22 protein-coding genes are annotated in these 25,837 nt (G+C 70.8%); 17 read left to right on the forward strand and 5 right to left on the reverse strand.

The window, feature by feature from the left end:
• Positions 1 to 66 precede the first annotated feature (66 nt).
• Positions 67 to 1,464, forward strand: coding sequence for an amino acid permease (locus AB5J49_RS16445; RefSeq protein WP_369169380.1), 1,398 nt, complete (start codon positions 67 to 69; stop codon positions 1,462 to 1,464).
• On the opposite strand, the gene AB5J49_RS16450 is transcribed toward AB5J49_RS16445, so the two are convergent.
• Positions 1,465 to 3,654, reverse strand: a complete 2,190-nt coding sequence (locus tag AB5J49_RS16450) for a tetratricopeptide repeat protein (RefSeq protein WP_369169381.1) — start codon at positions 3,652 to 3,654, stop codon at positions 1,465 to 1,467.
• Positions 3,651 to 4,070: a hypothetical protein gene (locus tag AB5J49_RS16455; RefSeq protein ID WP_369169382.1), complete on the reverse strand. Its 420-nt coding sequence runs from the start codon at positions 4,068 to 4,070 to the stop codon at positions 3,651 to 3,653. The genes AB5J49_RS16450 and AB5J49_RS16455 overlap by 4 nt, the downstream gene beginning before the upstream one ends.
• 147 nt (positions 4,071 to 4,217) lie before the next feature.
• Here AB5J49_RS16455 and AB5J49_RS16460 point away from each other — a divergent pair, with 147 nt between their 5' ends.
• The 5 genes from AB5J49_RS16460 to AB5J49_RS16480 all read left to right on the forward strand — a co-directional run bounded on the left by AB5J49_RS16460 (position 4,218) and on the right by AB5J49_RS16480 (position 9,738).
• Positions 4,218 to 4,859 carry a superoxide dismutase gene (locus AB5J49_RS16460; RefSeq protein WP_369169383.1) on the forward strand — a complete coding sequence of 214 codons (642 nt, stop codon included), beginning with the start codon at positions 4,218 to 4,220 and terminating at the stop codon, positions 4,857 to 4,859.
• Positions 4,860 to 5,117: 258 nt separating this feature from the next.
• Positions 5,118 to 5,579, forward strand: a complete 462-nt coding sequence (locus tag AB5J49_RS16465; RefSeq protein WP_369169384.1) for a PT domain-containing protein — start codon at positions 5,118 to 5,120, stop codon at positions 5,577 to 5,579.
• On the forward strand, positions 5,576 to 7,090 hold the full coding sequence (locus tag AB5J49_RS16470) for a PrsW family glutamic-type intramembrane protease (RefSeq protein ID WP_369169385.1): 1,515 nt from the start codon (positions 5,576 to 5,578) through the stop codon (positions 7,088 to 7,090). The genes AB5J49_RS16465 and AB5J49_RS16470 overlap by 4 nt, the downstream gene beginning before the upstream one ends.
• Positions 7,087 to 7,464 carry a hypothetical protein gene (locus AB5J49_RS16475; RefSeq protein WP_369169386.1) on the forward strand — a complete coding sequence of 126 codons (378 nt, stop codon included), beginning with the start codon at positions 7,087 to 7,089 and terminating at the stop codon, positions 7,462 to 7,464. Before AB5J49_RS16470 ends, AB5J49_RS16475 begins: the two co-directional genes overlap by 4 nt.
• On the forward strand, positions 7,465 to 9,738 hold the full coding sequence (locus tag AB5J49_RS16480; protein WP_369169387.1) for a hypothetical protein: 2,274 nt from the start codon (positions 7,465 to 7,467) through the stop codon (positions 9,736 to 9,738). It begins immediately after the preceding gene.
• A gap of 49 nt (positions 9,739 to 9,787) precedes the next feature.
• Here AB5J49_RS16480 and AB5J49_RS16485 read toward each other — a convergent pair whose 3' ends face one another.
• Positions 9,788 to 10,411 carry a histidine phosphatase family protein gene (locus AB5J49_RS16485; protein WP_369175155.1) on the reverse strand — a complete coding sequence of 208 codons (624 nt, stop codon included), beginning with the start codon at positions 10,409 to 10,411 and terminating at the stop codon, positions 9,788 to 9,790.
• A 32-nt stretch (positions 10,412 to 10,443) separates the two neighbouring features.
• Complete coding sequence (locus tag AB5J49_RS16490) at positions 10,444 to 11,913, reverse strand: FGGY-family carbohydrate kinase (RefSeq protein WP_369169388.1); 1,470 nt, start codon at positions 11,911 to 11,913, stop codon at positions 10,444 to 10,446.
• A 332-nt stretch (positions 11,914 to 12,245) separates the two neighbouring features.
• On the opposite strand from AB5J49_RS16490, the gene AB5J49_RS16495 reads away from it, so the two are divergent.
• From AB5J49_RS16495 to AB5J49_RS16540, 10 genes are read left to right on the forward strand one after another with little or no spacing between them, the layout of a single operon-like run.
• Positions 12,246 to 13,667 carry a sugar ABC transporter substrate-binding protein gene (locus AB5J49_RS16495; protein WP_369169389.1) on the forward strand — a complete coding sequence of 474 codons (1,422 nt, stop codon included), beginning with the start codon at positions 12,246 to 12,248 and terminating at the stop codon, positions 13,665 to 13,667.
• Between the two features lie 4 nt (positions 13,668 to 13,671).
• Positions 13,672 to 14,559 carry a carbohydrate ABC transporter permease gene (locus tag AB5J49_RS16500; protein ID WP_369169390.1) on the forward strand — a complete coding sequence of 296 codons (888 nt, stop codon included), beginning with the start codon at positions 13,672 to 13,674 and terminating at the stop codon, positions 14,557 to 14,559.
• Entirely contained in the window at positions 14,556 to 15,407 is an 852-nt protein-coding gene (locus tag AB5J49_RS16505) for a carbohydrate ABC transporter permease (RefSeq protein ID WP_369169391.1), read from the forward strand. Before AB5J49_RS16500 ends, AB5J49_RS16505 begins: the two co-directional genes overlap by 4 nt.
• Positions 15,404 to 16,513 carry an ABC transporter ATP-binding protein gene (locus AB5J49_RS16510; RefSeq protein WP_369169392.1) on the forward strand — a complete coding sequence of 370 codons (1,110 nt, stop codon included), beginning with the start codon at positions 15,404 to 15,406 and terminating at the stop codon, positions 16,511 to 16,513. The genes AB5J49_RS16505 and AB5J49_RS16510 overlap by 4 nt, the downstream gene beginning before the upstream one ends.
• Positions 16,510 to 17,364 carry a DeoR/GlpR family DNA-binding transcription regulator gene (locus AB5J49_RS16515; protein ID WP_369169393.1) on the forward strand — a complete coding sequence of 285 codons (855 nt, stop codon included), beginning with the start codon at positions 16,510 to 16,512 and terminating at the stop codon, positions 17,362 to 17,364. The genes AB5J49_RS16510 and AB5J49_RS16515 overlap by 4 nt, the downstream gene beginning before the upstream one ends.
• A complete protein-coding gene (locus AB5J49_RS16520; RefSeq protein ID WP_369169394.1) occupies positions 17,342 to 18,421 on the forward strand; it encodes an ABC transporter ATP-binding protein in 1,080 nt (359 codons plus the stop codon). The genes AB5J49_RS16515 and AB5J49_RS16520 overlap by 23 nt, the downstream gene beginning before the upstream one ends.
• Positions 18,418 to 19,446: a 2-hydroxyacid dehydrogenase gene (locus tag AB5J49_RS16525; protein ID WP_369169395.1), complete on the forward strand. Its 1,029-nt coding sequence runs from the start codon at positions 18,418 to 18,420 to the stop codon at positions 19,444 to 19,446. Before AB5J49_RS16520 ends, AB5J49_RS16525 begins: the two co-directional genes overlap by 4 nt.
• 13 nt (positions 19,447 to 19,459) lie before the next feature.
• Positions 19,460 to 20,884 (forward strand): FGGY family carbohydrate kinase, encoded by a 1,425-nt coding sequence (locus tag AB5J49_RS16530; protein ID WP_369169396.1) that lies wholly within the window; start codon positions 19,460 to 19,462, stop codon positions 20,882 to 20,884.
• Positions 20,885 to 20,934: 50 nt separating this feature from the next.
• Positions 20,935 to 22,014, forward strand: a complete 1,080-nt coding sequence (locus tag AB5J49_RS16535; RefSeq protein WP_369169397.1) for a glycerophosphodiester phosphodiesterase family protein — start codon at positions 20,935 to 20,937, stop codon at positions 22,012 to 22,014.
• Positions 22,014 to 22,247, forward strand: a complete 234-nt coding sequence (locus AB5J49_RS16540; RefSeq protein ID WP_369169398.1) for a hypothetical protein — start codon at positions 22,014 to 22,016, stop codon at positions 22,245 to 22,247. The genes AB5J49_RS16535 and AB5J49_RS16540 overlap by 1 nt, the downstream gene beginning before the upstream one ends.
• Positions 22,248 to 22,256: 9 nt before the next feature.
• Here the strand turns inward: AB5J49_RS16540 and AB5J49_RS16545 are convergent, their stop codons facing one another.
• Positions 22,257 to 22,919, reverse strand: a complete 663-nt coding sequence (locus tag AB5J49_RS16545) for a DsbA family protein (RefSeq protein ID WP_369169399.1) — start codon at positions 22,917 to 22,919, stop codon at positions 22,257 to 22,259.
• 136 nt (positions 22,920 to 23,055) lie between these two features.
• On the opposite strand from AB5J49_RS16545, the gene pepN reads away from it, so the two are divergent.
• Positions 23,056 to 25,632, forward strand: coding sequence for an aminopeptidase N (gene pepN / locus AB5J49_RS16550; RefSeq protein WP_369169400.1), 2,577 nt, complete (start codon positions 23,056 to 23,058; stop codon positions 25,630 to 25,632).
• The last annotated feature ends 205 nt before the right edge of the window (positions 25,633 to 25,837 follow it).

Below are 25,837 nucleotides of genomic sequence, written 5' to 3' on the forward strand. Positions count from 1 at the left end.
CGGGGCGGAGAGGCTGCCCAGACTGTGGGCGTTTTTGCCCTCTCACGCATTGGACGAGCCGCGCCCATGCACAGCACCTCCACGGAGACGCCCGCGAAGGCGGACGGCGTCTCCCCCGGCCTGAACCACGGCCTCAAGCAGCGCCACCTGTCGATGATCGCCCTCGGCGGTGTCATCGGCGCGGGCCTGTTCGTAGGCTCCGGCGCCGGTATCGCCGCCGCCGGCCCTTCGATCGTCATCGCCTACGTCCTCTCCGGCCTCCTCGTGATGCTGGTGATGCGGATGCTCGGCGAGATGTCGGCCGCGTATCCCTCCTCCGGCTCCTTCTCGGCGCACGCCGAGCGGGCGATCGGCCCCTGGGCCGGTTTCACGGCCGGCTGGTCCTTCTGGGTCCTGCTCTGCACGGCCGTCGGCCTGGAGGGCATCGGCGCGGCGAAGATCGTCACGACCTGGCTGCCGCATACGCCCGAGTGGGCGTGGGTGGCCCTGTTCATGGTCGTCTTCTGCGGCGCGAACCTGGCCGCCGTGAAGAACTTCGGCGAGTTCGAGTTCTGGTTCGCCGCACTGAAGGTCGGCGCGATCACGCTGTTCCTGGTGCTGGGCGGGCTGGCGATCGCGGGCGTCCTGCCGGGCACCGACGCGCCGGGCACCGCCCACCTCACCGGCGAGGGAGGGTTCTTCCCGAACGGCACCGAGGGTTTGATCATCGGCTTGCTCGCCTCGGTCTTCGCGTACGGCGGCATGGAGACGGTCACCATCGCCGCCGCCGAGTCGGAGAACCCGGTCAGTGGGGTGGCCGGCGCGGTCCGCACGGCCATGTGGCGCATCGCCCTCTTCTACATCGGCTCGATGGCGGTCGTCGTCACCCTCGTCCCCTGGGACTCCAAGGACATCGTCGACAAGGGTCCGTACGTCGCCACCCTCGACCACCTCGACATCCCCGGCGCCGGCCAGGTGATGAACGTCGTGGTCCTGGTCGCGCTGCTGAGCGCCATGAACGCCAACATCTACGGCTCCTCACGCATCGCATACTCCCTCGTCCAGCGCGGACAGGGACCTGCGGCGCTGGGCCGCGTGTCGGGCGGCGTCCCGCGCATCGCCGTCCTCGCGTCGTCGGTGTTCGGCTTCGCGTGCGTGGTGCTGAGCTACTGGCGCCCGGACGACGTCTTCCCCTGGCTGCTCAACATGATCGGCGCGGTCATCCTCGTCGTCTGGATCTTCATCGCCGTCTCCCAGCTGCGGCTGCGCGGCCGGTTGGAGCGTGAGACGCCGGAGAAGCTGGTCGTGCGGATGTGGGCGTTCCCGGTGCTGACGTGGGTCGCGCTGGCGGGGATGGTGGCGATCTTCGTGCTGATGGCCCGGGAGCCGGATACGCGGGTGCAGTTGTACTCGACCGGGGGGATGACGGTGTTCCTGGCAGCGGTCGGGTACGCGTGGCAGCGGGCCAAGGCTGTCCGGAGCTGATCAGGAGTCAGGGATCTCGGCCTGCCACCGGGCGAGGTCCTCACGGTGCTCCGTGACAAACGGATGCCCGGGGCCAAGCACCCGGGAGCGCTCCTCGATGAGCCGCTCGTAGATGGCGACGGCCTCGGCGGTCCTGCCACGGCCTCGCGCGACCATCCCTGTGAGGCAGAGTACGGAGAGGGTCCAGGGGTGGTCGGGACCCTGCAGGCGGATCCGGTCAGCCAGCGCGCGTGCGGCCACCGGGGCCGCCTCCTCGAATCGCTCAAGCCGGCGCAGCGCCTCGGCATGCGAATGCCGGGCCATGACCGTGGTGAGGTGGTCCGGGGGCAGGAACCGCTCGCAGTCCCCCACCACGTCCGCGCCCCGGTCGACCTCCTCCGACTTGCCCTGCTCGGCCAGCACCTCCAACAGATTGGCCCGGGCAAGCAGGGTGTCGGGTGAGTCCTCCCCCAGCACGCGACGCCGCCCCTCGATCGCACGCCGCAGCAGGCGCTCGGCCTCTGCGCCACGGCCGAGACAGTACAGGGGCTGCTGAAGGCCGTGGCAGCTGCTCAGGGTGTCCGGATGGTCAGGGCCGAGTACACGCTCACGCACCTCGAGTGTCCGCCGGTGCACCTCGGCCGACTCGGAGTAGCGAGCCAGGGCGAGCAGTGCCCGCCCTTGAGCCTCCTGTGCGTCCAGCACCAGAGGATGGTCCTCGCCGAGGGCACGTGTCGCCACGGAAGCGGTTACCCGGGCCATGTTCAGCGCAGCCGTGTATGCGCCCACTTCGTGCACCTGCCGGACGACCCGTACGGCCAGAGCGGTAGTCCGCTGTCCCGGCGCCATGGCCACCAGCCGCGCGGCGTGCGGGGCCAGCAGCGTCAGGCCCGCCCGGCCGACGGTGGTCTCGCCCCCCGGCTCGGGCAACGCCCCTTCCAGCAGCCGAGCTGCGGCCTCACCGAGGGTGGCACGCTGCACTGTCGGCACCCCGGCTGCCACGCTGTCCAGCAGCACCCCATGCGCCTGAACACATCGCACGCCCTCCGCTTCGACCAGTTCGGCGAGTGAGTGATCCAGCAGCGCCCGCAGGGCAGGCTCCAGGTTCCCGGCGAGCAGTGCCGGCTCGAGTCCGTCGAGCGCGACCTCCCCACGCGCCACCGGCGCCAGCAGACTCAACGGCATCGGATCCGCAGCCAGGAAGGAAAGCAGCCGCAGCAACGTCGTCGCCTCCGGCAGCCCCTGCCTCGCCAGGCCATCCAGGGACAACTGCCAGGTCCGGCCGACCAGATGACGTGACTGGCCACCGCCATACCCGAGGGCCCCGCCATCGACAATGGCCGTCGATTCCTCGTCGAGTTTGCGGTCGTACTCGTCCATGGACCACGACTCCAGGAGCTGATGCGCGAGATGGGAACCGGCCAGGGTGAGCGCGAGCGGTAGTCGGCCCAGTCGCTCGGCCACCTTCCGCGCGGACTCCAGGTCCCCCGCGTCCGGCGCGAGGTCGCACAGAACCTGCGCCGCGTCCTCAAGTGGCAGAACCCCGAGACCGTGGCGCATCACACCCACTCCCTGCCACAGGTACGAGGTCGCATGCCGCGTCGTGACCAGCACCGTCCCGCGCGGGCTGGTTCGCAGCCATGCCCCGTCCTCCAGCACCGAGGGGTCGTCGGCGTTGTCGAGGACCAGGACCCAGGCGTCGGCCGAGTGGTCCAGGTAGTGCCACACCAGGTCCGCCGCGGCCCGCTGTCCCGCCGCCGCTGCGGCAAGTTCACCGGCAGCCGCCCCCCGATCCCCCGCCACCGCCAGCATCCCGGCCCGCAAGGACATCCGCTCGGAGGCGTTGACCCAGAACCCGACCCGGCCATGTGCGCGTACAGCCTCGGTGAACAGCCAGTACGCCAGCGCCGTCTTGCCGCACCCACCCATGCCGTGCACGACGTGGGCGTCACCGCCGGGCCCGGCGAGGGCCACGGTCAGCGCACGACACAGTTCCTCCCGGTTGCGCAGGATGCCCGGCGGGCGCCCGACCTGCGGAACACGCACGGAGTCGGGCGCGACCGGGCCGGTGGGACTGGTCGCCGACTCCGTACCGAAGAGTGGAGCAGTCGCACCGACGCCGTAGTGGTGATGGTGCTCCTGGATGTACTGGTCGCCGGACGTCTGGAAGATCCGCCCCTGGCCCGACGCACGAGCGCCGAGTTCGCTCATCGTTCGGTGATGTGCTGGTCGCGGCCGGCCTGGTAGACCCGGCCGTTGCCGGATGCCTCCGCGCGCAGCCGGACCTCCACCGAGGGCCGCGGATCGGGCAGCTGCGGGTTCAACTCCGCGAGGATGCGGCGCAGTTCCTCGGCGACGTCGGGCTGCGCGAGCAACAGTCGGCGGACGCGTGCCTGCCATTCGGCGGTCAACTCGGCCTCGGTGTCCGTGTCGTCCGCATCGCGGGCGAGGAGCAGGTCCTCACGGGTGGCCTCGAGCTCGCTGCCGATGGCCTCGGCCCGGGTGGGCTGGAAGCGCTGCCAGAGAGCCACCACGCCGTCGCGGGCGGACTCCCAGGCCTGCCCTGCCATCAGCGTCACCACCGTCGTGCCCGCAGTTCGGGCGAGTTCGGCGATCTCGGGTCCCATGACACCCCCTTCTACGAGTGTCGATAGTAGAGCCCGCCCACCTGACGGCGCATGCCTCATTCGCACGCCCGGACGCACACTCCATCCCTTCTGCTGCTAACTTGTTGTTGCAAGTTACTTGCAATAAGAGCTCTGAGGGGACCCTTCATGCCCGTCTACACACTCCCGGAACTGCCCTACGACTACGCCGCGCTCGCGCCCGTGATCAGCCCCGAGATCATCGAGCTGCACCACGACAAGCACCACGCGGCGTACGTCAAGGGCGCGAACGACACGCTGGAGCAGTTGTCGGAGGCGCGGGACAAGGAGCAGTGGGGGTCGGTCAACGGGCTGGAGAAGAGCCTGGCCTTCCACCTGTCCGGGCACATCCTGCACAGCATCTACTGGCAGAACATGACCGGTGACGGAGGTGGCGAGCCGCTCGCGGCCGACGGGGTGGGTGAGCTGGCGGACGCCATCGCCGAGTCCTTCGGGTCGTTCGCGGGCTTCAAGGCGCAGCTGTCCAAGGCGGCGGCGACCACGCAGGGTTCGGGCTGGGGTGTGCTCGCCTACGAGCCGCTGAGCGGGCGGCTGATCGTCGAGCAGGTCTACGACCACCAGGGCAACGTCGGCCAGGGCGCGACGCCGATCCTCGTGTTCGACGCCTGGGAGCACGCCTTCTACCTCCAGTACCGGAACCAGAAGGTCGACTTCATCGACGCGATGTGGGCCGTCGTCAACTGGCAGGACGTGGCCCGGCGTTACGAGGCGGCCAAGTCCCGTACGGATGTACTGCTGCTCGCGCCGTAGCAGCACCCCGAGCGTCCTGCCTCGTGATCGTCTTCTCACCCTTCACGACGGCAGGCGGAATGAAGGAAGCCCCCGCGAGGACGTGACTCGCGGGGGCTTCCCGTGTGGGTCCCGGGTGGCTTCATCAGGATTTCACGCAGCCGGACAACCGTATGTGACATGGACAGGCCCAGCCCGCACATCGCTGGCCATGCTGGTGCTGTCACGTCAAGTCCATTGCGATGGGCGGCCGTTGATGCCGCTCCACGGGGGAGGGCCATGACATTCGACACGAGCGAGCCCGGGCCGGTCACCGAACCACCGGGAGACGTGCAGGCGGGCCCGCCCGGCGGGCCGGAACTCGGCCCTCGCCCCTATGTGCGGCTGATGGCCGCGATCGGCGGGATCGGGATCGTCGCCGCCGTGGCCGCCGCGATCGTCGGCCTCACCACCGATCCGGTGTTCCGGCTGCCGGAGACCATGCCGAGCATGCCGACGCCGGGGCAGACCTCCCTGCCGAGCGGGTTCCTCACCGCGTTCCCCACCGAGCTTCCCTCCGACCTGCCGACCGACTACACGAGGCCGACGTCGCTACCGAGCGACTTCCCCACCGGTTTCCCCACCGGCTTCCCCACCGAACTGCCCACCGATTTCCCGACCGCTCTCCCCACCGACCTGCCGGAGCTGCCCTCGGACTTCCCGAGCCTGCCCGACTTCTCCCCGGCCGGAGGTGCCTCATGACCGCGGCAGCAGGGACCGTGCCGCCCGTACCGCCCATGCCCGACAGGCCGCCCGCGCGCATGCACCGAAACGGTATGGCGGGCGCCGTCGTCGTGGCCCTGGCGTTGTCCGCGGTGTACGCGGTCGGCCAGATCCTCTTCTGGACCGCGCCCGAACTCACCTCGCGCTCGCCCTGGATCAAGTTCTTCCTGCTGCCGGCGCCCAAGCCCTTCCAGGTGACGCGGGTCCTGCTCCCGGTCGGCTGGGGCGTCGCGGTCCTGATCGGCGTCGGTCTGCTGCTCACCCGGCGCGGCGGTACCCCGGAGGGGGACTCCGGGACTCGCAGCACAGCCGAACGGACCGTACGCGCCTGTCAGTTCGGCATCCTCGGTGCCCTGCTGCTGCCGTTCACGGCGATGCCGCTGGCCAGTATGTTCGGCAATCTGCCCCAGCTGCTGATCTGTCTGCCCACCACGCTGGCGGCGCTGCTCGTCGTCCACCGGGTGCAGCTCTACCGGCGGATGCCGGGATGGCTGCTGCTGACCGGTTTCGGGTGGGGCGCGCTCATCGGCGGCGGGTTCGGCATCGTCATGATCACCTGGTTCCAGCGGGCCATGCCCGGCTACTTCATGTCCCGCTACTGGGAGCGCCCCAAGGACAGCGTCCGCGAGCTCTACACCCTGTTTCCCCTCAACACGGCCGTCGTGACGGAACTCGGCAAGGCCGCCGGGGTCGCCGTCCTCTTCCTGCTCTTCCGGCGCCACATCGACGGCGTGGTCTCCGGAGTGGTCCTCGGCGCGGCCGTCGGACTCGGGTTCAACCTCACCGAGACGGTCCACTACCTGAGCTTCGTCAACCCCGAGCACCACTTCACCCAGTTCTGGGACCGGCAGGTGGTCGGGCTGATGGCGGCCCACGTGGCGTTCACCGCGCTCGTCGGCGCCGGGATCGGCGCGGCCCGCTGGCTGTCGGCGCGCCGGGACCGGCTGCTCGCCGTCGGAGGCGGACTCCTGGCCGCGGTGGGCGGGCACTTCGAGACGGACGTGATGCTGATGCATCTCGACAACCGCAGGGCGGACTGGTACGCCGACGAGACCCTCGGTCTGCTCGTGGGGATCCCGGTGATGACGGTCATCACCTCGGGAGTGTTCGTGGCGCTGTACGTGCTGGTCCTGCGGCGCGGGCTCAAGGCCCAGGCGGCGGGGCTGGCCGACGCGCTGCGCGCCGAGGCCGACGCCGGCCACGGCGCGGTCACCGAGCCGGAGATCGACCTGCTGCTCTCGCCGCGTCGCCGCCTCCTGCTGGAACTGCGCGTGTGGCGCCGGGACGGCACGGCGGGGCTGCGTCATCTCCTGCGCTTCCAGCAGGCGCAGCTCGATCTCGCCGTCCAGCGCTGGCACCGCGCTCGTCCCGGTGCCGACTCCTTCATCCCGCCGGAGGGGCGACTGCGGGACCGCGTACTGGAGTTGAAGGGTGCCGCCCCCGCCACCTCGCAGACACCTTCGTCGCCCGCCCGGGAGGCACTGTCATGACCGGCCCCCGCATCACACGCCTGTCCGCCCTGGCCGCCGCCACCGCGACGCTCGTCCTCGGCACTCCCTCGCCCGCCTCGGCCGAGTGCGCGGCCCCCACGTACCACGGGGGCCTGCCCCTCCACGTCGGCGAATGCCCCGAGGCGGTCGCCGGCGGCGCGTCGGCCGGGGTGTGGGCGCTGCTGCTTGTGGCCGCGGGACTGTGGCTCGCCTCCGCGCTGTCCAGGTCGCGGGGCGGCACGGACGCCGATCTGGCGGTGGTCGACGAGGTGTTCAGCCAACACACGCAGGACACGCCGGCCGAGCCGGTGTCCCCGCCCGCTTCCCCAGCCCCCTCCACGTCGACATCCACCTCCTCGGAAGGCGAACGGTAGATGAAGTCGCGCACCCGGCACACGCGGTTCGCACACCCCTGGGCGCGAGCACTGACGGCGCTGCTTCTGGCGCTGCTGGTGTCGCTGGGCGCGGCCCCGCCCGCAGCAGCCGACGGCGAGCGGGCGCCAGGGGCGGCGCAGGGGCGTGACCTCTCCAGGAAGTGGGAGAACCCGCTGCTGTCCCCGCCGCTCGCGCCCGTCGAACAGCTGCGCTTCGAGCTCTGGCGCAGGCTGCCCAAAGCGGACAAGGAGCAGGCGTTCGACCGGTACCGCAACGGCGCGGCCGTCTTCCTGGACCCGACGGAGCTGGACTACGACGACCAGATCAAGCCGCTGCTGTACGAGACGACCACCTTCAGCTCCATGGGCAGCGAAGCATGGACGGCATCGATCGTCCCGCTCGGTCCGCTGCGGGACTATCTGAGGCGTGGGGCCGTCCGGCGGCTGGACGAGGCGGACGTGAGCCGCCTCATCGCCGTCAGCGCGTTGAACATCCAGAAGTCGAAGCATTCCGAGGCCGTCATCCAACGGGTGCTGGACAAGTACCACATCGCCGGCGGGGTGGTGCTCCTCGGCAGCTCCGAACGGCAGCAGTGCTCGAAGTGCGCCCGCTTGTACGGTCCGGAAACCCCCACCGCCTACGGGCGCGCGTACGACCTCAGCGTCCGGGAGTGGGCACAGCGGGAGAAGGACATCGCGCAGGCACGCAAGGCCGTCGCGCACCTGGGCCCCAAGGCGGAGCTCAGGGCGGAGAAGAAGGTGAAACGCAAGTACGAGCGGCTGCGGAAGCTGCGCAACGGCACGGCCTTGGACAAACTGGTCACCGACCTCGACGAGGTGCGGACCAAGGGCCTGGTGAAGCTGGGCGACGAGTCCCCCGCCTTCTCCGTCGCCCGGCCATGCCCGCACCAGGGCAGCCAGTCACTGCGTCTTCAGCAGACGTCGGTACTCGTGGCGGCAGCCAAGGCCGCCGATCCGTGCGGCGACGCGGAGGACCCCGCCGACGCCAAGGGCTCCGCGAGCTCCGCCACGGGCCTGGGCAGCATGCTCGCCGCCCCCGGCACGGGCACCGGCGGCATCGACTTCTCCAGCATGGAGTTGCGCTATCTCTCGGACCCCGGTGACGGCAGCGGTCTGCAGTACTCGTTCAGCGCCCACCTCGCCCCCCTGAAGGGCGACGCCCGCACCGCCACCGGGCGCGCTGCCGTGTCCCAGAGCTCCGACGCCTTCTTCGTCTGGCTCTCCCTCACCCCCCAGGACTTCTGGGTCAACCTCAACCCCGACGAACCGGATCGCATCGTCGACGACCAGCTGGGGCGAACCGACGCGGGGCGCGTTCTGCTGGAGGCCGATCTGCGGATGAAGAAGACGGTCGGTGAGCTGGTCCATCCCCACAGTGCGCTGGGGCGGAAGTTCTGGGACGGAGTTCGGGGTGACTGCCTGTCGTTCCGCAACTGGATCCTGCCGGCGCCGGCATCGGTCCGTCAGGAGGGGGACAAGCTCTACATCCTCGACGCGCCTCTCGACGTGAAGATGGAGACCCAGTACCTGGCGAGCCACGGGCAGTCGTCCGCCCGCTCGTGCCCCGAGCAGGACCAGGCCACCGAGGACCACAACGAGGCGCACTACCGCAGCCTGATCCTGCCCAAGCTCAAGAAGGCGATCAACACCGCCCCCGAGTACGCCGCGCTGCGCCGCGTCTATCTCTCCCGGGTCGCCGCCCAGTGGTACCGCGAGCTGAGCCGGACCAAGGAGACGACGTACAGCGACCTCATCGACAGCGGCGACATCGACACCTGGCAGAGCACCGACGGCTGGAAGCCCACCGACACCTTCGACCGGTACGTCGACTCGTACACCAAGGGCGAGTTCAAGGTCACCGACAAGACGACGCGCGGTAACACCACCTACGTGAACACCTATGTCTACGGCGGTGTCGACCTCACCACCATTCCCATCGAGAAGGTCCCTGAGGAGCGCTTCACCGCGGACTTCGCCGGGCTCCCGCAGAGCGTCGACCGTTCGTTGAAGGAACCGTCGGCCGCCGACGGGGACGAGACCGTCTGGCTCGGCTCACCGACCCCGCGCCAGGCGGCGACAGGGCGGCTCGGCGCACCCGAGGAGCCCGTGTCCACGGGCACGTGGGCACTGCGTCTGCTGCCCGCACTGCTGGTCCCGCTGCTCGCCCTGCTGTGGTGGCGCCACCACCGCCTGAACACCGGCTCCCGGACAAGTCCCCTGCGCCGGTCCGCCGTCGGAAGGCGACGGAAGTGAGGCACGGGGACGGCGCCAAGGGGTCGTTGCCCCCCCCCAGCCCATGGTGCTACGGGACGTCCGGCTCGCAGGGCACATTGAGGGAGAGAAGTGCGGCGGATCCGTCGGTTCTCACGAGGAGTTCGCTGATCGCCGCGTTGCGCAGGCGCGGGAACACCCTGCGGTACTCCCCTGCCGGGATCGACAGCAGGGTGCACAGCACCAGGCGGAACAGGGTGTTGTGGGCGACGACGAGGACGCGTTCGCCGGGGTGGGCGGCGGCGATGCGGCGCAGGGCGGCGGCACCGCGGTCGGCGGCGGCAGCAGGGTCCTCGGCCGCCGGGAACGGGTGGGCCACCGGGTCGGTGCGGAAGGCCCGCGCGGCCGCCGGGTCCTCGGCCGCGAACTCCGCGAGCGTACGGCCCTCCAGCACGCCGAAGTCGCATTCGCGCAGGCCGGGTTCGCGGTGCGGGGTGAGACCGAGGGCCCGGCAGGCGGGGTCGGCGGTGATGACCGCACGGGACACGGGCGAGGTCCAGATCGCGTCGACCGGGTGGGCGGCGGCCCAGCGGCCGAGGGCCTCGGCCTGGGCGCGGCCCGTGTCGGTGAGGGGCACGTCGCTGATCCCGGCGTAGCGGTTCTCGGCGTGCCAGACGGTCTGCCCGTGCCGGGCCAGCAGCAGCGTCGTGTCCATGGTCGCGCTCGCGCTCGTCCTCATGCTCGTGCTCATGATTGCGCAGTATCCACGTCCAGGCGGGCGTGCGCGTGCGCCGCGACCGGGGGCGGTAGCCAGCCTCGGGTGGTCAGCTCGTCGATCAGGCGGGCGTACGGCGCGGCGAAGCGGGCGGTGCGGTCGGGGCGGGGCTCGACGTTCGCGCCGATGCGGACCATGCTCTCCGCGGCCGCTGCCAGATCCGGTGCCGCGCCCGCGCCGTACGCCGCCAGCGCCGCCATGCCCAGGGCCGGTTCCGTCTGCTGCGGTACGCGGGCCGGACGGCCCAGGATGTCGGCGCGCAGTTGGTTCCAGTACGGGCTGCGGGCGCCGCCGCCCGTGAAGGTGAGGGGGCCGTCGAGCGGGGCGCCCAGGTAGTGCAGGTAGTCCAGGCACAGGCGTTCCGTGAAGGCGACGCCTTGGAGGAGCGAGGCCCACAGGTCGGCGTCGGACTCCGGTTCGCCCAGGACGAGTGCAAAGGCGTCCGGGGCGAGGAACGGGAAGCGCTCGCCGGGGGACACCAGGGGGTAGGTGATCGCGCCGGACGGCTCGTACGCGGCGGCCGACGCGTCCATGGCCGCCGGTTCGGCACCCGGGAACGCCGCCTTGAGCGCGCCCGCGCCCACGCTGGAGGCTCCGCCGGGCAGCCAACTCCCGTCCGGCGCACGGTGGTTGTAGACCACACCCGTCACGTCCCTGACCGGCGTCGAGGACGCGCCCTTGAGGACCAGCGTGGTGCCGAGCACCGAGTTCCAGGAGCCGGGGCGCAGGGCGGCGGAGGCGATCTGGGCCGCGCAGCCGTCGGTCATCCCGGCGATCACGGGGGTGCCGGCGGGGATGCCGGTGGCCTCGGCGGCCGTCGGGGAGACCTCGCCGAGGGCCGTTCCGGGGCGTACGACGTCCGGGAACGCCCGGTCCGGGAGGCCGAGTCGGGGCAGTGCGGTCGGCCAGGCGTCGCGCTCCAGGTCGTAGCCGGTCTTGAGGGCGTGGCTGGAGTCGGCCGGGGGGAGTTCGCCGGTGAGGAGGGCGACGATCAGGTCCGGCTGGTGGGTGATCCGGCCCTGGCCACCCTGACCGTAGGTCTCGGTCAGCCACAGCGCCTTCGGCAGCGCCCAGGTGTCCTGCACCGCCAGGCCCGCCGCCCGCGCCCGTGCCGCCTCCTGCGCCGCGCGCCGGTCGTCGTACATCAGCGCGGGGCTCATCGGGCGCCCCGCCCCGTCCGTCAGCAGTACGGTCCCGGACGTCCCGCACACCGCGAGCGCGCCGAGGCGTACCCGGGAATGTCCCCGCAGCGCGGCCCGGGACGCCGCGCACAGCCCCTCCCACCACTCCCCCGGATCCTGCTCGTGCCGCACCCCGTCCCGCCGCCCGGCGAGCGGGGCCGAACCGCTGCCCAGCACGGTGCCGTCCCCGGTGACCAGCAGGACCCGGACACTCTGGGTCCCCAGGTCGATCCCGAGCCACGCCTCCTGCTCGTCCGCCATCCGGACCTCCCGCGTTTTCTGGTCGTTCGTCTCCGAGGCGCTCTCAGCCGGTGTCGAATCCGGCGCGCCCTCCGACTCACTCCCGAACATCTCGATCCGTGAACTTCTCACTCTGCACTGAGATTTTCCCCTGCGCGAGGGATTGACGCCCAACTTCCGCCGTTCCACCCTCTGTTAACGAGTCGACTCGCCGCGTCAACCGGGTTTGCCGCGCGGCTTTCGCGCCGGTCCTCCCGGCGGACCCGCTTTTCTGCTGGGGGTCCGGGGGTTATCCCCCGGGAGGACACAGCAACGCCGGCACCCGGATGGCCGAACCCACGTGGAGGTCACGGATGGACATGCACGTGCACGATCGGCGCCGCTTCCTCGCCCTGACCGCCGCGGCAGCCGCGACCCCGCTGCTCGCGGCCTGCGGGGCCGGGTTCGGCGGTGACGACAACAAAAGTGACGGCTCGGCCGCGGACGACGTCACCGGCTCCTTCGACTGGAAGCGGGAGAAGGGCACGACCGTCAAGGCGCTGCTCAACAAGCATCCGTACACGGACGCGCTGATCGCCGACCTGAAGTCCTTCACCGAGAAGACCGGCATCAAGGTCGAGTACGACGTCTTCCCCGAGGACAACTACTTCGACAAGCTCACCGTCGACCTGTCGAGCGGGCGTGCCTCGTACGACGTCTTCATGCTCGGCGCCTACATGGTCTGGCAGTACGGGCCGCCGGGGTGGCTGGAGGACCTCGGCCCATGGATGCGCAACTCCGCGGCCACCGGCGCCGAGTGGGACCAGGCCGACTTCTTCCCGAACCTCCTCCAGGCCGACCAGTGGTCCCTGAAGGCGGGCGCGCCGCTCGGGCAGGGCGGGCAGTACGCGCTGCCGTGGGGCTGGGAGACCAACGTCGTCGCCTACAACACCGACGTCTTCAAGAGGCTCGGCCTCAAGCCCGCCGAGACCTTCGACGAACTGCGCGAACTCGCCGGGACGATCAAGCGGAAGGCGCCGGGTGCGGGCTTCGACGGCATGTACGGGATCGCCGTACGGGGGTCCAGGAGCTGGGCCACCATCCACCCGGGCTTCATGACGATGTACGCCCGCAACGGCCTGCAGGACTTCACAGTCGAGGGCGGGAAGCTCACACCCGCCATGAACACCCCGCAGGCCGTCGCCTTCACCGAGGACTGGGCCGGCATGGTCAAGCAGGGCGGGCCACCGTCCTGGACGTCGTACACCTGGTACCAGTGCTCCAGCGACCTCGGCGCGAAGAAGGCCGGGATGCTGTTCGACGCCGACACGGCCGCGTACTTCCAGGCCGTCGAGGGCGCGAGCCCCGCCTCCGGGAAGATCGCCTTCCATCCCGGTCCGAAGGGCCCGGACGGGTCCCTCGCGACCAACATGTGGATCTGGTCGCTGGGCATGAACGCCAAGAGCAAGAAGAAGAGCGCCAGTTGGCTATTCCTGCAGTGGGCGACCGGCAAGGAGCACCTGCTCAAGAGCGCGATCACACACAACCACATCGACCCGGTGCGCAAGTCGATCGCCGCCGACGGCGCCTACAAGGACAAGATGAGGCACCTGCCCGGCTTCATCGAGACCTTCGAGACGGTCGTCGACCAGACGAAGATCCAGTTCACCCCGCAGGCCCAGTTCTTCGACGCGACCACCAGCTGGGCCGCCGCCCTCCAGGAGATCTACGGCGGGCAGGGCGCGAGGTCGGTGCTCGACGGGCTGGCGGGCGACCTCGCCGACAAGGTGGGCTAGCGCGATGGGATGGCGGCTCCGCCTGCGCCCGTACGTCCTGATCGTCCCCGCGCTGCTGTTGACCTGCGGGATCCTCTACCCCTTCGGACTCGGCCTCTACTACACGCTGTTCGACTTCTCGGCGAGCAAACCGCAGCCGGACATGGTGCGGTTCGAGAACTACGAGACCGTCTTCACGCAGGAAGCCTTCTGGAACTCGGCGTGGGTGACGGTGCTGTACGCGGTGGGGGCCGCCGCCGTGGAGACCGTGCTGGGCGTGACCGTCGCCCTGCTGCTGCACCGGTCGACGATCGTCGGGCGGGTGCTGGAGAAGATCCTCATCCTGCCGCTGATGATCGCGCCGGTGATCGCGGCGATCATCTGGAAGCTGATGCTCCAGCCGTCGGTGGGGGTGATCAACTACCTGCTGAGACCCCTCGGCCTTGGCGGAGTCCAGTGGACGGACACCCCGACCGGCGCGCTGCTGTCGTCGATCGCCGTGGATGTGTGGGTGTACACGCCGTTCGTGGCGATCCTGGCTCTCGCCGGGCTGCGTTCGCTGCCCACGTCCCCCTTTGAAGCGGGGGCCGTGGACGGGGCCGGCTGGTGGTACACCTTCCGGCGGCTGACGCTGCCGATGCTGTGGCCGTATGTGCTGGTCGCGGTGATCTTCCGGTTCATGGACTCGCTGAAGGTGTTCGACATCATCTACGCCCTGACGGAGGGCGGCCCGGGCGACTCGACCGTCGTCCTGCAGATCCGGGCGTATCTGGAGGCGATCCGCTTCCAGCGGTACTCGTTCGGGATCAGCTACACGATCGTGCTGTGGGCCGTGGTGTATCTCGCCGCGATGGTGCTGGTGAAGCACCTGGGGAAGATCCAGCGAAAGGCGGCGGAGGTGGCTGCCAAGTGAGCCGCGAAACGACCCGAACGACCTCGCGGAAGCGCCTGTCGGGGTGGCTGGCGGATGCCGCCCTCATCCTCTACTTCGTCTTCGCGCTGTTCCCGATCGCCTGGATGGTGATCCTGTCGCTGAAGCCGACGAACGAGCTCTTCTCCACGTACTTCTCCTTCTCCCCGACCCTCGACGGCTACCGCACGGTCCTCGGCGACAGCGAGGGCATCCCGTTCGTGCGGTTCTTCGTCAACAGCCTGGTCGTGTCGCTGGGCGCGGTGGCCCTCTCGCTCCTCGTCGGCCTCCCCGCCGCGTACGCCTCGGCGCGCTGGCGGTTCAAGGGCTCCGAGAACCTGATGTTCACGCTGCTGTCGTTCCGGTTCGCGCCCGAACTCACCGTGATCATCCCGCTGTTCGTGCTGTACCAGAAGCTCGGGCTGTTCGACACGTACGTCGGCATGGTGTGGGTGCTCCAGCTGGTCACGCTGCCGCTGATCGTGTGGATCATGCGGTCGTACTTCGCCGACCTCACCCCCGAGCTGGAGCAGGCGGCGCTGCTGGACGGCTACAGCCGCAAGCAGGCGTTCTTCAAGGTGGCGATCCCGCTGGTCAAGCCGGGCATCGCGGCCGTGTCGCTGCTGGCCTTCATCTTCGCCTGGAACAACTTCGTCTTCCCCCTCATCCTCACCTCCAACGAGGCCCAGACCGTGACCGTGGGCGCCCTGTCCTTCCTGGGCGGGGACCGGCCCAAGTACAACCTCACGGCCGCCGCCGCGCTCGTCTCCGTCGTACCGCCGCTGCTGCTCGCGCTGACGATCCAGCGGTATCTGGTACGGGGCCTGTCGTTCGGGGCGGTGAAGTCATGAGCGACGAGGTCATGAGCACTGCCGTCGCGCTGCGGGGGGTCCGGAAGACGTACGGGAGGACCACGGCCCTGGACGGGCTCGACCTGGCGGTCCGGGAGGGCGAGTTCTTCTGTCTGCTCGGCCCGTCGGGGGCCGGGAAGACGACGACCCTGAAGACCGTCGCCGGCCTCGAACTCCCCGATTCCGGCACCGTCGAACTCGACGGCAAGGACATGCGAGGCGTCGAGCCGTACGACCGTCGCGTCGCGATGTGCTTCGAGAGCTACGCCCTCTACCCGCACAAGTCGTCCTACGACAACCTGGCCTCGCCGCTCCGCTCCCCGCGCCACCGCCTCCCCGCCGCGCAGGCACGGGAGCGGATCGGCGAGATCGCCGAACTCCTCGGCATCTCCGCCCTGTTGGACCGCCCGGTCGGCCAGTTGTCCAACGGCCAGCGGCAGCGCGTCGCCCTCGGCCGGGTCCTGGTCCGCCCCGCCCGCGCCTTCCTCCTCGACGAGCCCCTCTCCCACCTCGACGCCAAGCTGCGCCAGCAGATGCGGGCCGAGCTGAAGGCGATCGGGGCCGTGCAGCGCACGACCACCCTGTACGTCACCCACGACTCCGTCGAGGCGCTGGCACTCGGCGACCGGATCGGGGTCATCCGGGACGGGCGGATCGTGCAGACGGGGACGCGGGAGGAGATCTGGTGCCGGCCCTGCGACACGGAGGTGGCGCGGGCCTTCGGGCGGCCGCGGATCAACCTGTTGCCGGGAGTGGTGACGCAGGACGGCGGGTTCCGTTCGGCGGACGGGAAGATCGAGCTGCCGGTCGGTGCGCGGACGGCTCCCGGCACCGACGTACTGATCGGGCTGCGCCCCCGCGACATCACCCTGCACGGCCCCGGTCACGAGCTCACCGGCACCGTCTATGTCACCGAGGTCCTCGGGCGGTCCGTCGAGGTCACCGTCCGGCTGGGCGGGCAACAGGTGTCGCTGGTCGCCCCGCGCTCCGACACGACGGGGCTGCGGCCCGACGATCCGGTCCGGCTGTCGGTCCGGCCTGAGAACCTGCTGCTGTTCGAGGCCGACCGGCCGGAGCGTCCAGGACGACGGATCGAGACACGATGAGCACCAGCAACAGCGCCCCGCAACAGGGCCCCGCCGCCCGCCAGGCCGCCATGGCCGAGCGGGTCCTCGCCGACGGATCCGCGACGGCCGCCGAACTCGCCGGGCACTTCGGGGTGAGTCTGATGACCATCCACCGGGACCTCGACGAGCTCGAACGGCAGGGCATCGTAAGGAAGTCCAGGGGCGGAGTGACGGCCCAGCCCTCCGGTGTCTTCGAGTCCAACGTGCAGTACCGGCTGAAGACCATGCGCGCCGAGAAGGCCGCCGTGGCCGACCGCGCGCTGAAGCTGATCGAGCCCGGCATGGCGATCATGCTGGACGACTCCACCTCCACCCTGGAGATAGCCCGCAGGCTGCGCCTCGGCGAGGTGACCCCGCTGACGGTCGTCACCAACTTCCTGGAGGCGATCAACCTGCTCTCCGACCAGCGCGGCATCCACCTCATGGCCCTCGGCGGCGACTACGACCCGCTGCACTCCTCCTTCCTCGGCGTGTCCTGTGTCGAGGCGATAGAGCAGCTGCGCGTGGACGTCTGCTTCGCGTCGACGTCGGCCGTGCGCGGGGGCTACGCCTACCACCAGGAGCAGCACATCGTGTCGGTGAAGCGGGCCATGCTCGACGCGGCCGCCCGCAACGTCCTGCTGATCGACCACACCAAGCTCGCCAGGGCCGCCCTGCACCGGGTGGTCCCGCTCTCCCGCTTCGACCTGCTCCTCGTGGACGACGGGGCGTCGGCTCAGGCGCTGCGGGACCTCGACGAGCACAAGGTCACCTACGAAGTCTGCGCCCGGACAGGTCCTGGGGCACCGATCGTGACGAAGGGCAGCGATGACCGAGCTGGAGCTACGTGATCTGCGCAAGACCTACCGCGCGCGGGGCCGACCGTCCGTCGACGCCGTACGCGGCATCGACCTGACCCTGCGCTCCGGCGAGCTGCTCGGCCTGCTCGGCCCGTCGGGCTGCGGAAAGTCGACCACCCTGCGGATGATCGCCGGCCTGGAGCCGGTGACCGGCGGGGACATCCTGGTCGGCGGGGCGTCGGTGGCCGCGCGCCCGGCCCAGCAGCGCAACATCGGGGTCGCCTTCGAGAACTACGCCCTCTACCCGCCGCTGACGGTGGCCGAGAATTTGGCCTTCGGTCTCAAGGCACGCAGACGGGCCGACCGGGGCGACGTCGACCGCAAGGTCAAGGAGATCGCCGAACGCGTCGACCTCACCGCCCTCCTCGACGCCCACCCCGCCGGCCTCTCCAGCGGCCAGAAACAGCGCGTGTCCCTGGCCCGCGCCCTGATCCGCGAACCGGACGTGCTGCTCCTCGACGAGCCCCTGTCCCACTTGGACGCCGCCCAGCGCGACACCACCCGCCGCGAACTCAAGCGCATCCAGAAGGACTTGGGCCATACGACCATCCTGGTCACCCACGACCAGGAGGAGGCCCTCTCCCTCGCCGACCGGATCGCCGTGATGAAGGACGGCGTCATCCAGCAGCTCGGCACCCCGTACGAGATCTACGACAGCCCCGCCAACCTCTTCGTCGCGGACTTCGTCGGCGAACCCGCGATCAACCTCCTGCCCGGTGTCGCCGACGGCGACGGTCACGCCCGGCTGTCCGACGCGGCGCGGATCGCGCTACCGGTGCCGGTGGCGGCGGGCCGGGAGGTGGTGGTCGGCATCCGCCCGGAGGACCTGGCCCTGACCGGCGAGGACGGCCTCACAGCCCGTGTCGTGGCCCACGAACCCCTCCTCGAATCGGGCATCGCGACCCTCGCCCTCGCCGGCGTCGAACGCCCTCTCGTCGTCCTCACCGCCCCCGAGGTACGCCTCGCCCACGACGACCACGTCCACGTCACCGCCGACCCCCGCCTCACCCATGTCTTCGACGCCGAGACAGGAGACTCCCTGCGATGACCAACGGGAACAGCGTGCGCGTGGTGGCCGCGGGCGACCACTTCATCCTGCCGTCGCTCATCACCGAGGCGCTCGGCCACCAACTCCCCTGCGAGGTGGACGAACTGACCCTCGGCTGGCCCCTTGCCCCCTTCGGCCCGGTGGCCGAGGTGACGGAGGCGAGCGACGCCGAGGACGAGCTGATCGACGCGCTCGCGGGTGCGCAGGTGCTGGTCACCCAGATGGGTCCGGTGACGGAACGCGTCCTCGGCGCCTGCCCGGACCTGCGGCTGGTGGTCGTGTGCCGGGGCGGCCCCGTGAACGTCAACCTGGACGCGGCCAAGCGGCACGACGTCCGGGTGTGTTACGCCCCCGGCCGCAACGCCGCCGCCACCGCCGAGTTCACCGTCGGCCTGATGCTGGCGGCCCTGCGCCGGATCCCGCAGGCCCATGACCTCCTTGCCCGGCAGGGCAGTTGGGAGGGGGCGACCTACTACACGTACGAGCACAGCGGCCTGGAGCTGGAGGACCTGCCGGTCGGACTGGTCGGCTACGGCGCGGTGGGCAGCAGGGTCGCGCGCGTGCTGTGCGCGTTCGGTGCGCGGGTCATGGTCTTCGACCCGTACGTCCATGGCGAGATCCACGGCCTGCGGGTCGCCTCCCTCGACGAACTCCTGCGCCGCTCCCGGGTCATCACCCTGCACGCCCGCCTCACCGCCGAGACCCAGGGCCTGATCGGCGCCCGCGAACTGGCCCTGCTGCCACCGGGCTCGGTGGTCGTGAACGCGGCACGGGGGCCGTTGCTGGACGAGGAGGCGCTGTGCGACGCGCTGGCGAGCGGGCACCTGTCGGCAGCGGCGCTCGACACGTACCTCCGGGAGCCCCTCCCGCCGGACTCGCGGCTGCACGCCCTCGCCGACCGCCTCGTCCTGACCCCGCACCTGGGCGGTGCGTCCCGCGCGGTGGCGGAGAAGGCGGCGCGGATCGCGGCCGAAGAGGTGGGCCGCTGGGCGCGCGGGGAGCAACTGGCGCACTGTCTGACCTGAGCCGGGAGGCGTTATGTACGTCGGTATCGATGTAGGCACGTCCACGGTGAAGGCCGCCGCGTTCGACGCCGAGGGCCGTGAACTGGCCGTCGCTTCCCGCCCGGTGGGCCTCGCCCTGCACGGCGGGGTGGTCGAGCAGGACATGGACGAGCTGTACGGGGCGGTCGTCGCCGTACTGGAGGAACTGGCCTCCCGCGCGCCGGAACCGATCGAGCTCGCCGGGCTCACCGGGCAGGGCGACGGTGTGTGGCTGGTGGACGCGGAGGGGCGGCCGGTGCGCCCCGCCGCCTCCTGGATGGACGGGCGGGCACACGAACTCGTGGACCGCTGGCTGGCGGACGGCACGTTCGAGACGGTGTTCCGGCGGACGGGAAGCGCGATGTTCCCGGGGTGTCCGGGGCCGCTGCTGGCGTGGCTGGACAGTCATGAGCCGAAGGCGCTGGATGCCGCGAGGGCCGCCCTGTACTGCAAGGACATGGTGTTCCAGCGGCTGACGGGGGCGGGGCCGGCCACGGATGTGTCGGACGCGTCGATGCCGTTCCTGGACCCGCGGACGCGGACGTACGACAACCGGGTCGTGGAGCTGCTGGGGCTGACCCACCGGCGTGGCCTCCTCGCCCCCGTCAGCGATCCGGTCGCGACGGCGCGGACGCGCGGCGAGGGGCTGCCGGCCGGGACGCGGATCGCGAACGGGCCGTACGACCTGCCCGCCTGCGCGCTGGGCGCGGGGGTGACGTCTCCCGGCGACGGTCTCCTCATCGTCGGCACCTGTCTGGCCAGCCTGGTCGCGACCACCGCCCTCGACCTGACCGGTGAGCCGGCCGGCCTGTACATCAACACCGATCGCCCCGGGCACTGGCTGCGCGCGATGCCCGCGATGGTCGGTACGGCGGCGCTGGACTGGGTGCTGTCGACGACGGGGGTCCGGCACGAGGAGGTCGACGGGCTGCTGGCCGAGACCCCACCGGGGGCGCACGGGGTGCGGGTGCTGCCGTACTTCGCGCCCTCGGGCGAGCGCGCGCCCTTCGTCGAGCCGCGGCTGCGCGCCGAACTGACCGGCGTCTGCCTGGAGTCGACCCGCGCCGATCTGGTCCGGGCGACCTGCGAGGGCATTGGCTACGCGGCCCGGCACTGCCTTCAGGCGGCGGGGCTCACCGGGACGCTGGCCGTGTGCGGGGGCGGTACGCGCAGCCCTGCCTGGATGCGGCTGCTCGCCGACGTCCTCGGGCGGCCGCTCAGGGTCGTCGAGGGCGAGGTGGGCGCGCGGGGGGCGGTGCTGGCGGCGGCCGAGCGGTACGGGGTGGCGCTGGACGCGCAGGCGTGGACGCGGCCGACGGCGGTCGTCGAGCCGGACGCGGGCCGGGCGGCGTATTACACGGAGGGCTATGCGGAACACCTGACCCGGCTGGCTGAGGCGCGCGGCCGGGCACGCGCCTGAGGCCGTACGACGACGTGCTCGTGAAGAGCCGTACGAGGAAAGGGAGTTGGATGCACCCGAGACGTAGATCCCTGCTGCTCGCGGCCGCCGGTACCACGGCGGCCGCGGCCGTACCCGCGACGGCGGCCGCCTCCGAGGCGGCTGCGGCGACGGCCGGCCCCCGGCGACCGGGGCGGCCGCTCGTCATCGGCCATCGAGGCGCCGCGGGCTGGCGCCCTGAGCACACGGCGGCCTCGTACACGTACGCCGTGCAGACCGGCGCCGACTGGATCGAGCCGGACCTGGTGCCGACCAAGGACCATGTGCTCGTCGTCCGGCACGAGAACGAGATCTCGCAGACGACGGACGTGGCGTCCCACCCGGAGTTCGCCGGCCGCCGCACGACGAAGACGGTGGACGGGCGGTCGGTGAGCGGCTGGTTCACCGAGGACTTCACGCTGGCGGAGCTGAAGACGCTGCGGGCGGTGGAGCGCCTGCCCCTGGTCCGCAACCGCAACACCGTGTTCGACGGCCGCGAGGAGGTGCTCACCTTCCAGGAGGTGGTCGACCTGGCGCGCGGGCTGTCGAAGGCGTACGGCCGCACGATCGCCGTCTTCCCGGAGACCAAGCACCCGACGTACTTCCGCGGGTTGGGCCTGCCCCTGGAGCCGAAGCTGGCGGAGGTGATCCGCCGGTGCCGCCTGGGCCGGCGCGAGTGTGTCGTGCAGTCCTTCGAGCCGACGAGCCTGCGGCGGATCGCGGCCGAGCGGCTGGGGGTGCCGCTGTGGCAGGCGCTGGGGACGACGGGTGGGCCGTACGACCTCGTCTCGGCCGGTGATCCGACGACGTACAAGGACATGATGACGCCGGCGGGGCTGGCGCGGATCGCCGCGTACGCGGACTGGATCGGGCCGGACAAGTCGTCGCTCGTCGGTACGTCCGTCATCGCGGACGCCCACACGGCGGGGCTGCGGGTGGGGCCGTACACCTTCCGGGCGGAGAACCAGTTCCTGCCACCGGATCTGCGGCGCGGTACCGGAGCGAACGATTTCGGGGACGCGTTCGCCGAATTCGCGCTGTACTACGAGCTGGGGGTCGACGCGGTGGTGACCGACTTCCCCGATCTGGCGGTGATGGCGAGGAGGGGCTGATGAGGACGTTCAGACTGGACTGCCCGACCTGCGGCACCATGCAGGACTTCCGGCCCGTCAACAACGAGGAGAAGGCGGCGATCCGCGAGGAGAAGGGGGACCCTCGCCACTACGTGGACTGGTACTGGCGCTGCACCGCCAAAGGCTGTCTGTCGTACTACCGCCACCTCAAGAAGAGCGACGGCGGCCTCCTTCCCGAGAAGTTCCGGGAGGAAGCCGCCGCCACGGAGTAGGAGTGACCGCTACAGGTTGCTGAAGTCCGGCCCCTTGGTACGGGTGCGCTTGATCTCGTAGAAACCCGGCACGGAGGCCACGGCGAGGGTGCCGTCCCACAGCCTCGCGGCGTCCTCGCCCTTGGGGGCCGGGGTGACGACCGGGCCGAAGAAGGCGATCTGCTCGCCGTCGGGGCCGGGGACGGCGATCACCGGGGTGCCGACCTCCTGGCCGACCTTCTCGATGCCCTCCTTGTGGGAGGCGCGCAGTTCGGCGTCGAACTCGAAGTCCTCCTGGTCGGCGTAGTCGATCAGGTCGGCGGGCAGACCGGCGTCGGCGAGCGCGCCGACGATCGCCTCGGTGGTCGGGCCCTCGCCGTTGTTGTGGAAGCGGGTGCCGAGCGCGGTGTAGAGGGGGCCGAGGACGTCGGCGCCGTGCTTCTGCCAGGCCGCGGTGGCCACCCGGACCGGCTTCCACGCCTTGGTCGCGAGCATCTCCCGGTACTCCTCGGGCAGCTGGTCGATCTTGTCCTCGTTCAGCACGGCGAGGCTCATGATGTGCCAGCGCACCTCTATGTCCCGGACCTTCTCCACTTCCAGGACCCAGCGGGAGGTCATCCAGGCCCAGGGGCACAGGGGGTCGAACCAGAAGTCGACGGGGGTCTTGCCGGAGGCGTTCGCGGTCTCGGACATGGGTCTCCTCAAGATGTGGCCTTTCCTGCCGCAACACCGGCCGTCGCCCACCCCATTCCCGGGTGCCCGATGTCAGGAGCACATGGCAGGATCGGCCCTGTCCACATACTGAACACGCCCCGAGGGAGTACCGCCCGTGCCCGGTGAGAATCTGTCCCGCGACGAGGCCCGGGAGCGGGCCGCCCTCCTGTCCGTCGACGGGTACGAGGTGTCCCTCGACCTGCGCTCGGCGGTCGGCGACCAGGCCGGGGACGGTCCGCGCACCTTCCGGTCCGTGACCACGATCCGCTTCCGGTGCAACGAGCCGGGGGCGTCGAGCTTCGCGGACCTGATCGCCCCGAGCGTCACGGCGCTCTCCCTGAACGGCCGGGACCTCGACCCGGGCGCGGTGTTCGACGGCTCCCGGATCACCCTGGAGGACCTCGCCGCCGACAACGAGCTGATCGTCGACGCCCAGTGCGCCTACTCCCGCACCGGCGAGGGCCTGCACCGCTTCGTCGACCCCGAGGACGGCGAGGTCTACCTCTACACCCAGTACGAGCCGGCCGACTCCCGCCGCGTCTTCGCGAACTTCGAGCAGCCGGACCTCAAGGCCCCGTTCCGCTTCGAGGTGCGGGCGCCGCAGGAGTGGACGGTGTGGAGCAACGGCGTCGGCGAACGCGTCGACGGGGTGTGGCGGTTCGCGGAGACCAAGCCGATCTCGACGTACATCACCTGCGTGGTGGCCGGCCCGTACCACTACGTCACGGACTCCTACTCCCGCACCTTCGCCGACGGCACGACGCTGCGGATCCCCCTCGGCGCCATGTGCCGCAAGGGCCTCGCCCCCTACTTCGACGCCGACGACGTCTTCCTGGTCACCAAGCAGGGCCTGGACTTCTTCCACGACCACTTCGACTACCCGTACCCCTTCGGGAAGTACGACCAGGCGTTCGTGCCCGAGTACAACCTCGGCGCGATGGAGAACCCGGGGATGGTGACCTTCCGGGAGGAGTACATCTTCCGCGGCAAGGTGACGCGGTCGTCGTACGAGGGCCGGGCCAACGTCATCCTGCACGAGATGGCGCACATGTGGTTCGGCGACCTGGTCACCATGGTGTGGTGGGACGACCTGTGGCTGAAGGAGTCCTTCGCGGACTTCATGGGCACCTTCGCGAACGTGGGCGCGACCCGCTTCAAGGACGCGTGGATCACCTTCGCCAACCGTCGCAAGGCCTGGGCGTACCGCGCCGACCAGCTGCCCTCCACGCACCCGATCACCGCCGACATCCGCGACCTGCAGGACGCGAAGCTCAACTTCGACGGCATCACGTACGCCAAGGGCGCTTCCGTACTGAAGCAACTCGTCGCGTACGTCGGCCAGGACGCGTTCCTGGAGGGTGCGCGGCGCTACTTCAAGCGGCACGCGTACGGCAACACGCGCCTCGGTGACCTGCTGTCGGTCCTGGAGGAGACCAGCGGGCGGGACATGGGCGCGTGGGCGCATTCCTGGCTGCAGACGGCGGGCGTGAACTCGCTGACCCCGCAGGTGCTGCTGGACGGCGAGGGGCGCATCGACGAGCTGGCCGTGCTCCAGGAGGCCGCCGAGTCCCACCCCGAGCTGCGCCCGCACCGGGTCGCCGTGGGCCTGTACCGGCGGGGCGCGCAGGGGGCGCTGGAGCGGTTCGCGCAGGCCGAGGTGGACGTCGACGGTCCGCGCGCGGTGGTGGCGGAGCTGGCGGGCGCGGACGCCCCGGAGCTGGTGCTGGTCAACGACGACGACCTGACGTACTGCAAGACCCGCTTCGACGAGACGTCCCTGGCGACGCTGCGGGAGCACCTGGGCGCGCTGACCGACCCGCTCGCCAGGGCCCTGTGCTGGTCGGCGCTGTGGAACATGACGCGGGACGCGCTGCTGCCGGCGCGGGACTTCGTGGGCCTGGTGCTGCGGTTCGCGGGGCGCGAGTCCGACATCGGCGTGCTGCAGATGCTGCACGCGTGGGCGAACTCGTCGCTGGTCCACTATGTGACGCCCGAGTGGCGGCCGGCCGGCGAACGGCTGCTCGCCGAGGGCGCGCTGCGGGAGCTGCGGGCCGCCGCGCCGGGCAGCGAGCAGCAGCTGGCGTGGGCGCGGTTCTTCGCGTCGGTGGCATCGGGGTCGCAGGACCTGGCGCTGCTGCGGGGTCTGCTGGAGGGCACCGAGAAGATCGAGGGCCTGGACGTCGACCAGGAGCTGCGCTGGGCGTTCCTGGGGCCGCTGGCCGAGCACGGCGTGGCGGACGAGTCGGTGCTGGCCGCCGAACTGGCCCGCGACGACACCGCCTCGGGCAAGCGCCACCAGGTCCGCTGCCTCGCCTCCCGGCCGTCGGCGGCGGTGAAGGCGCAGGCGTGGGCGCAGGTCGTCGAGTCCGACGCGCTGTCCAACGCGCTCGTCGAGGCGACCATCGCGGGCTTCACGCAGCCCTCGCAGCGGGAGCTGCTCGCGCCGTACGCCGACAAGTACTTCGCGGCGATCGAGCGGGTGTGGGCCGAGCGGTCGATCCAGATCGGCATGGACGTGGTCCGGGGCCTGTTCCCGGGGCTGCAGCAGTCGCAGGCCACGCTGGACGCGACGGACGCGTGGCTCGCGGCCCACGAGGACGCGGCGCCGGCGCTGCGGCGGCTGGTGCTGGAGGCGCGGGACGACCTGGCGCGGGGGCTGCGGGGGCAGGCGTGCGACGCGGCGCACGAGTGAGCCGACCGGAACAGCGTCAACCACACAAGACCTTTGGCCAACGATCACGGCCCTCCGTGACCGTTACGGAATTCAGGCAATAACAGCCGTAACCCCTGGTCCAACCCGAACGGACCAGGGGTTTTCCGTGCCTACTCGGCATCCGAACATCCGTCCTTTAGTGCCGAGTTGTCCGCTTTTGTCGACAGGCGTGTAACAGCGGTTA

The organism is Streptomyces sp. R28, assembly GCF_041052385.1.
GTDB lineage: Bacteria > Actinomycetota > Actinomycetes > Streptomycetales > Streptomycetaceae > Streptomyces.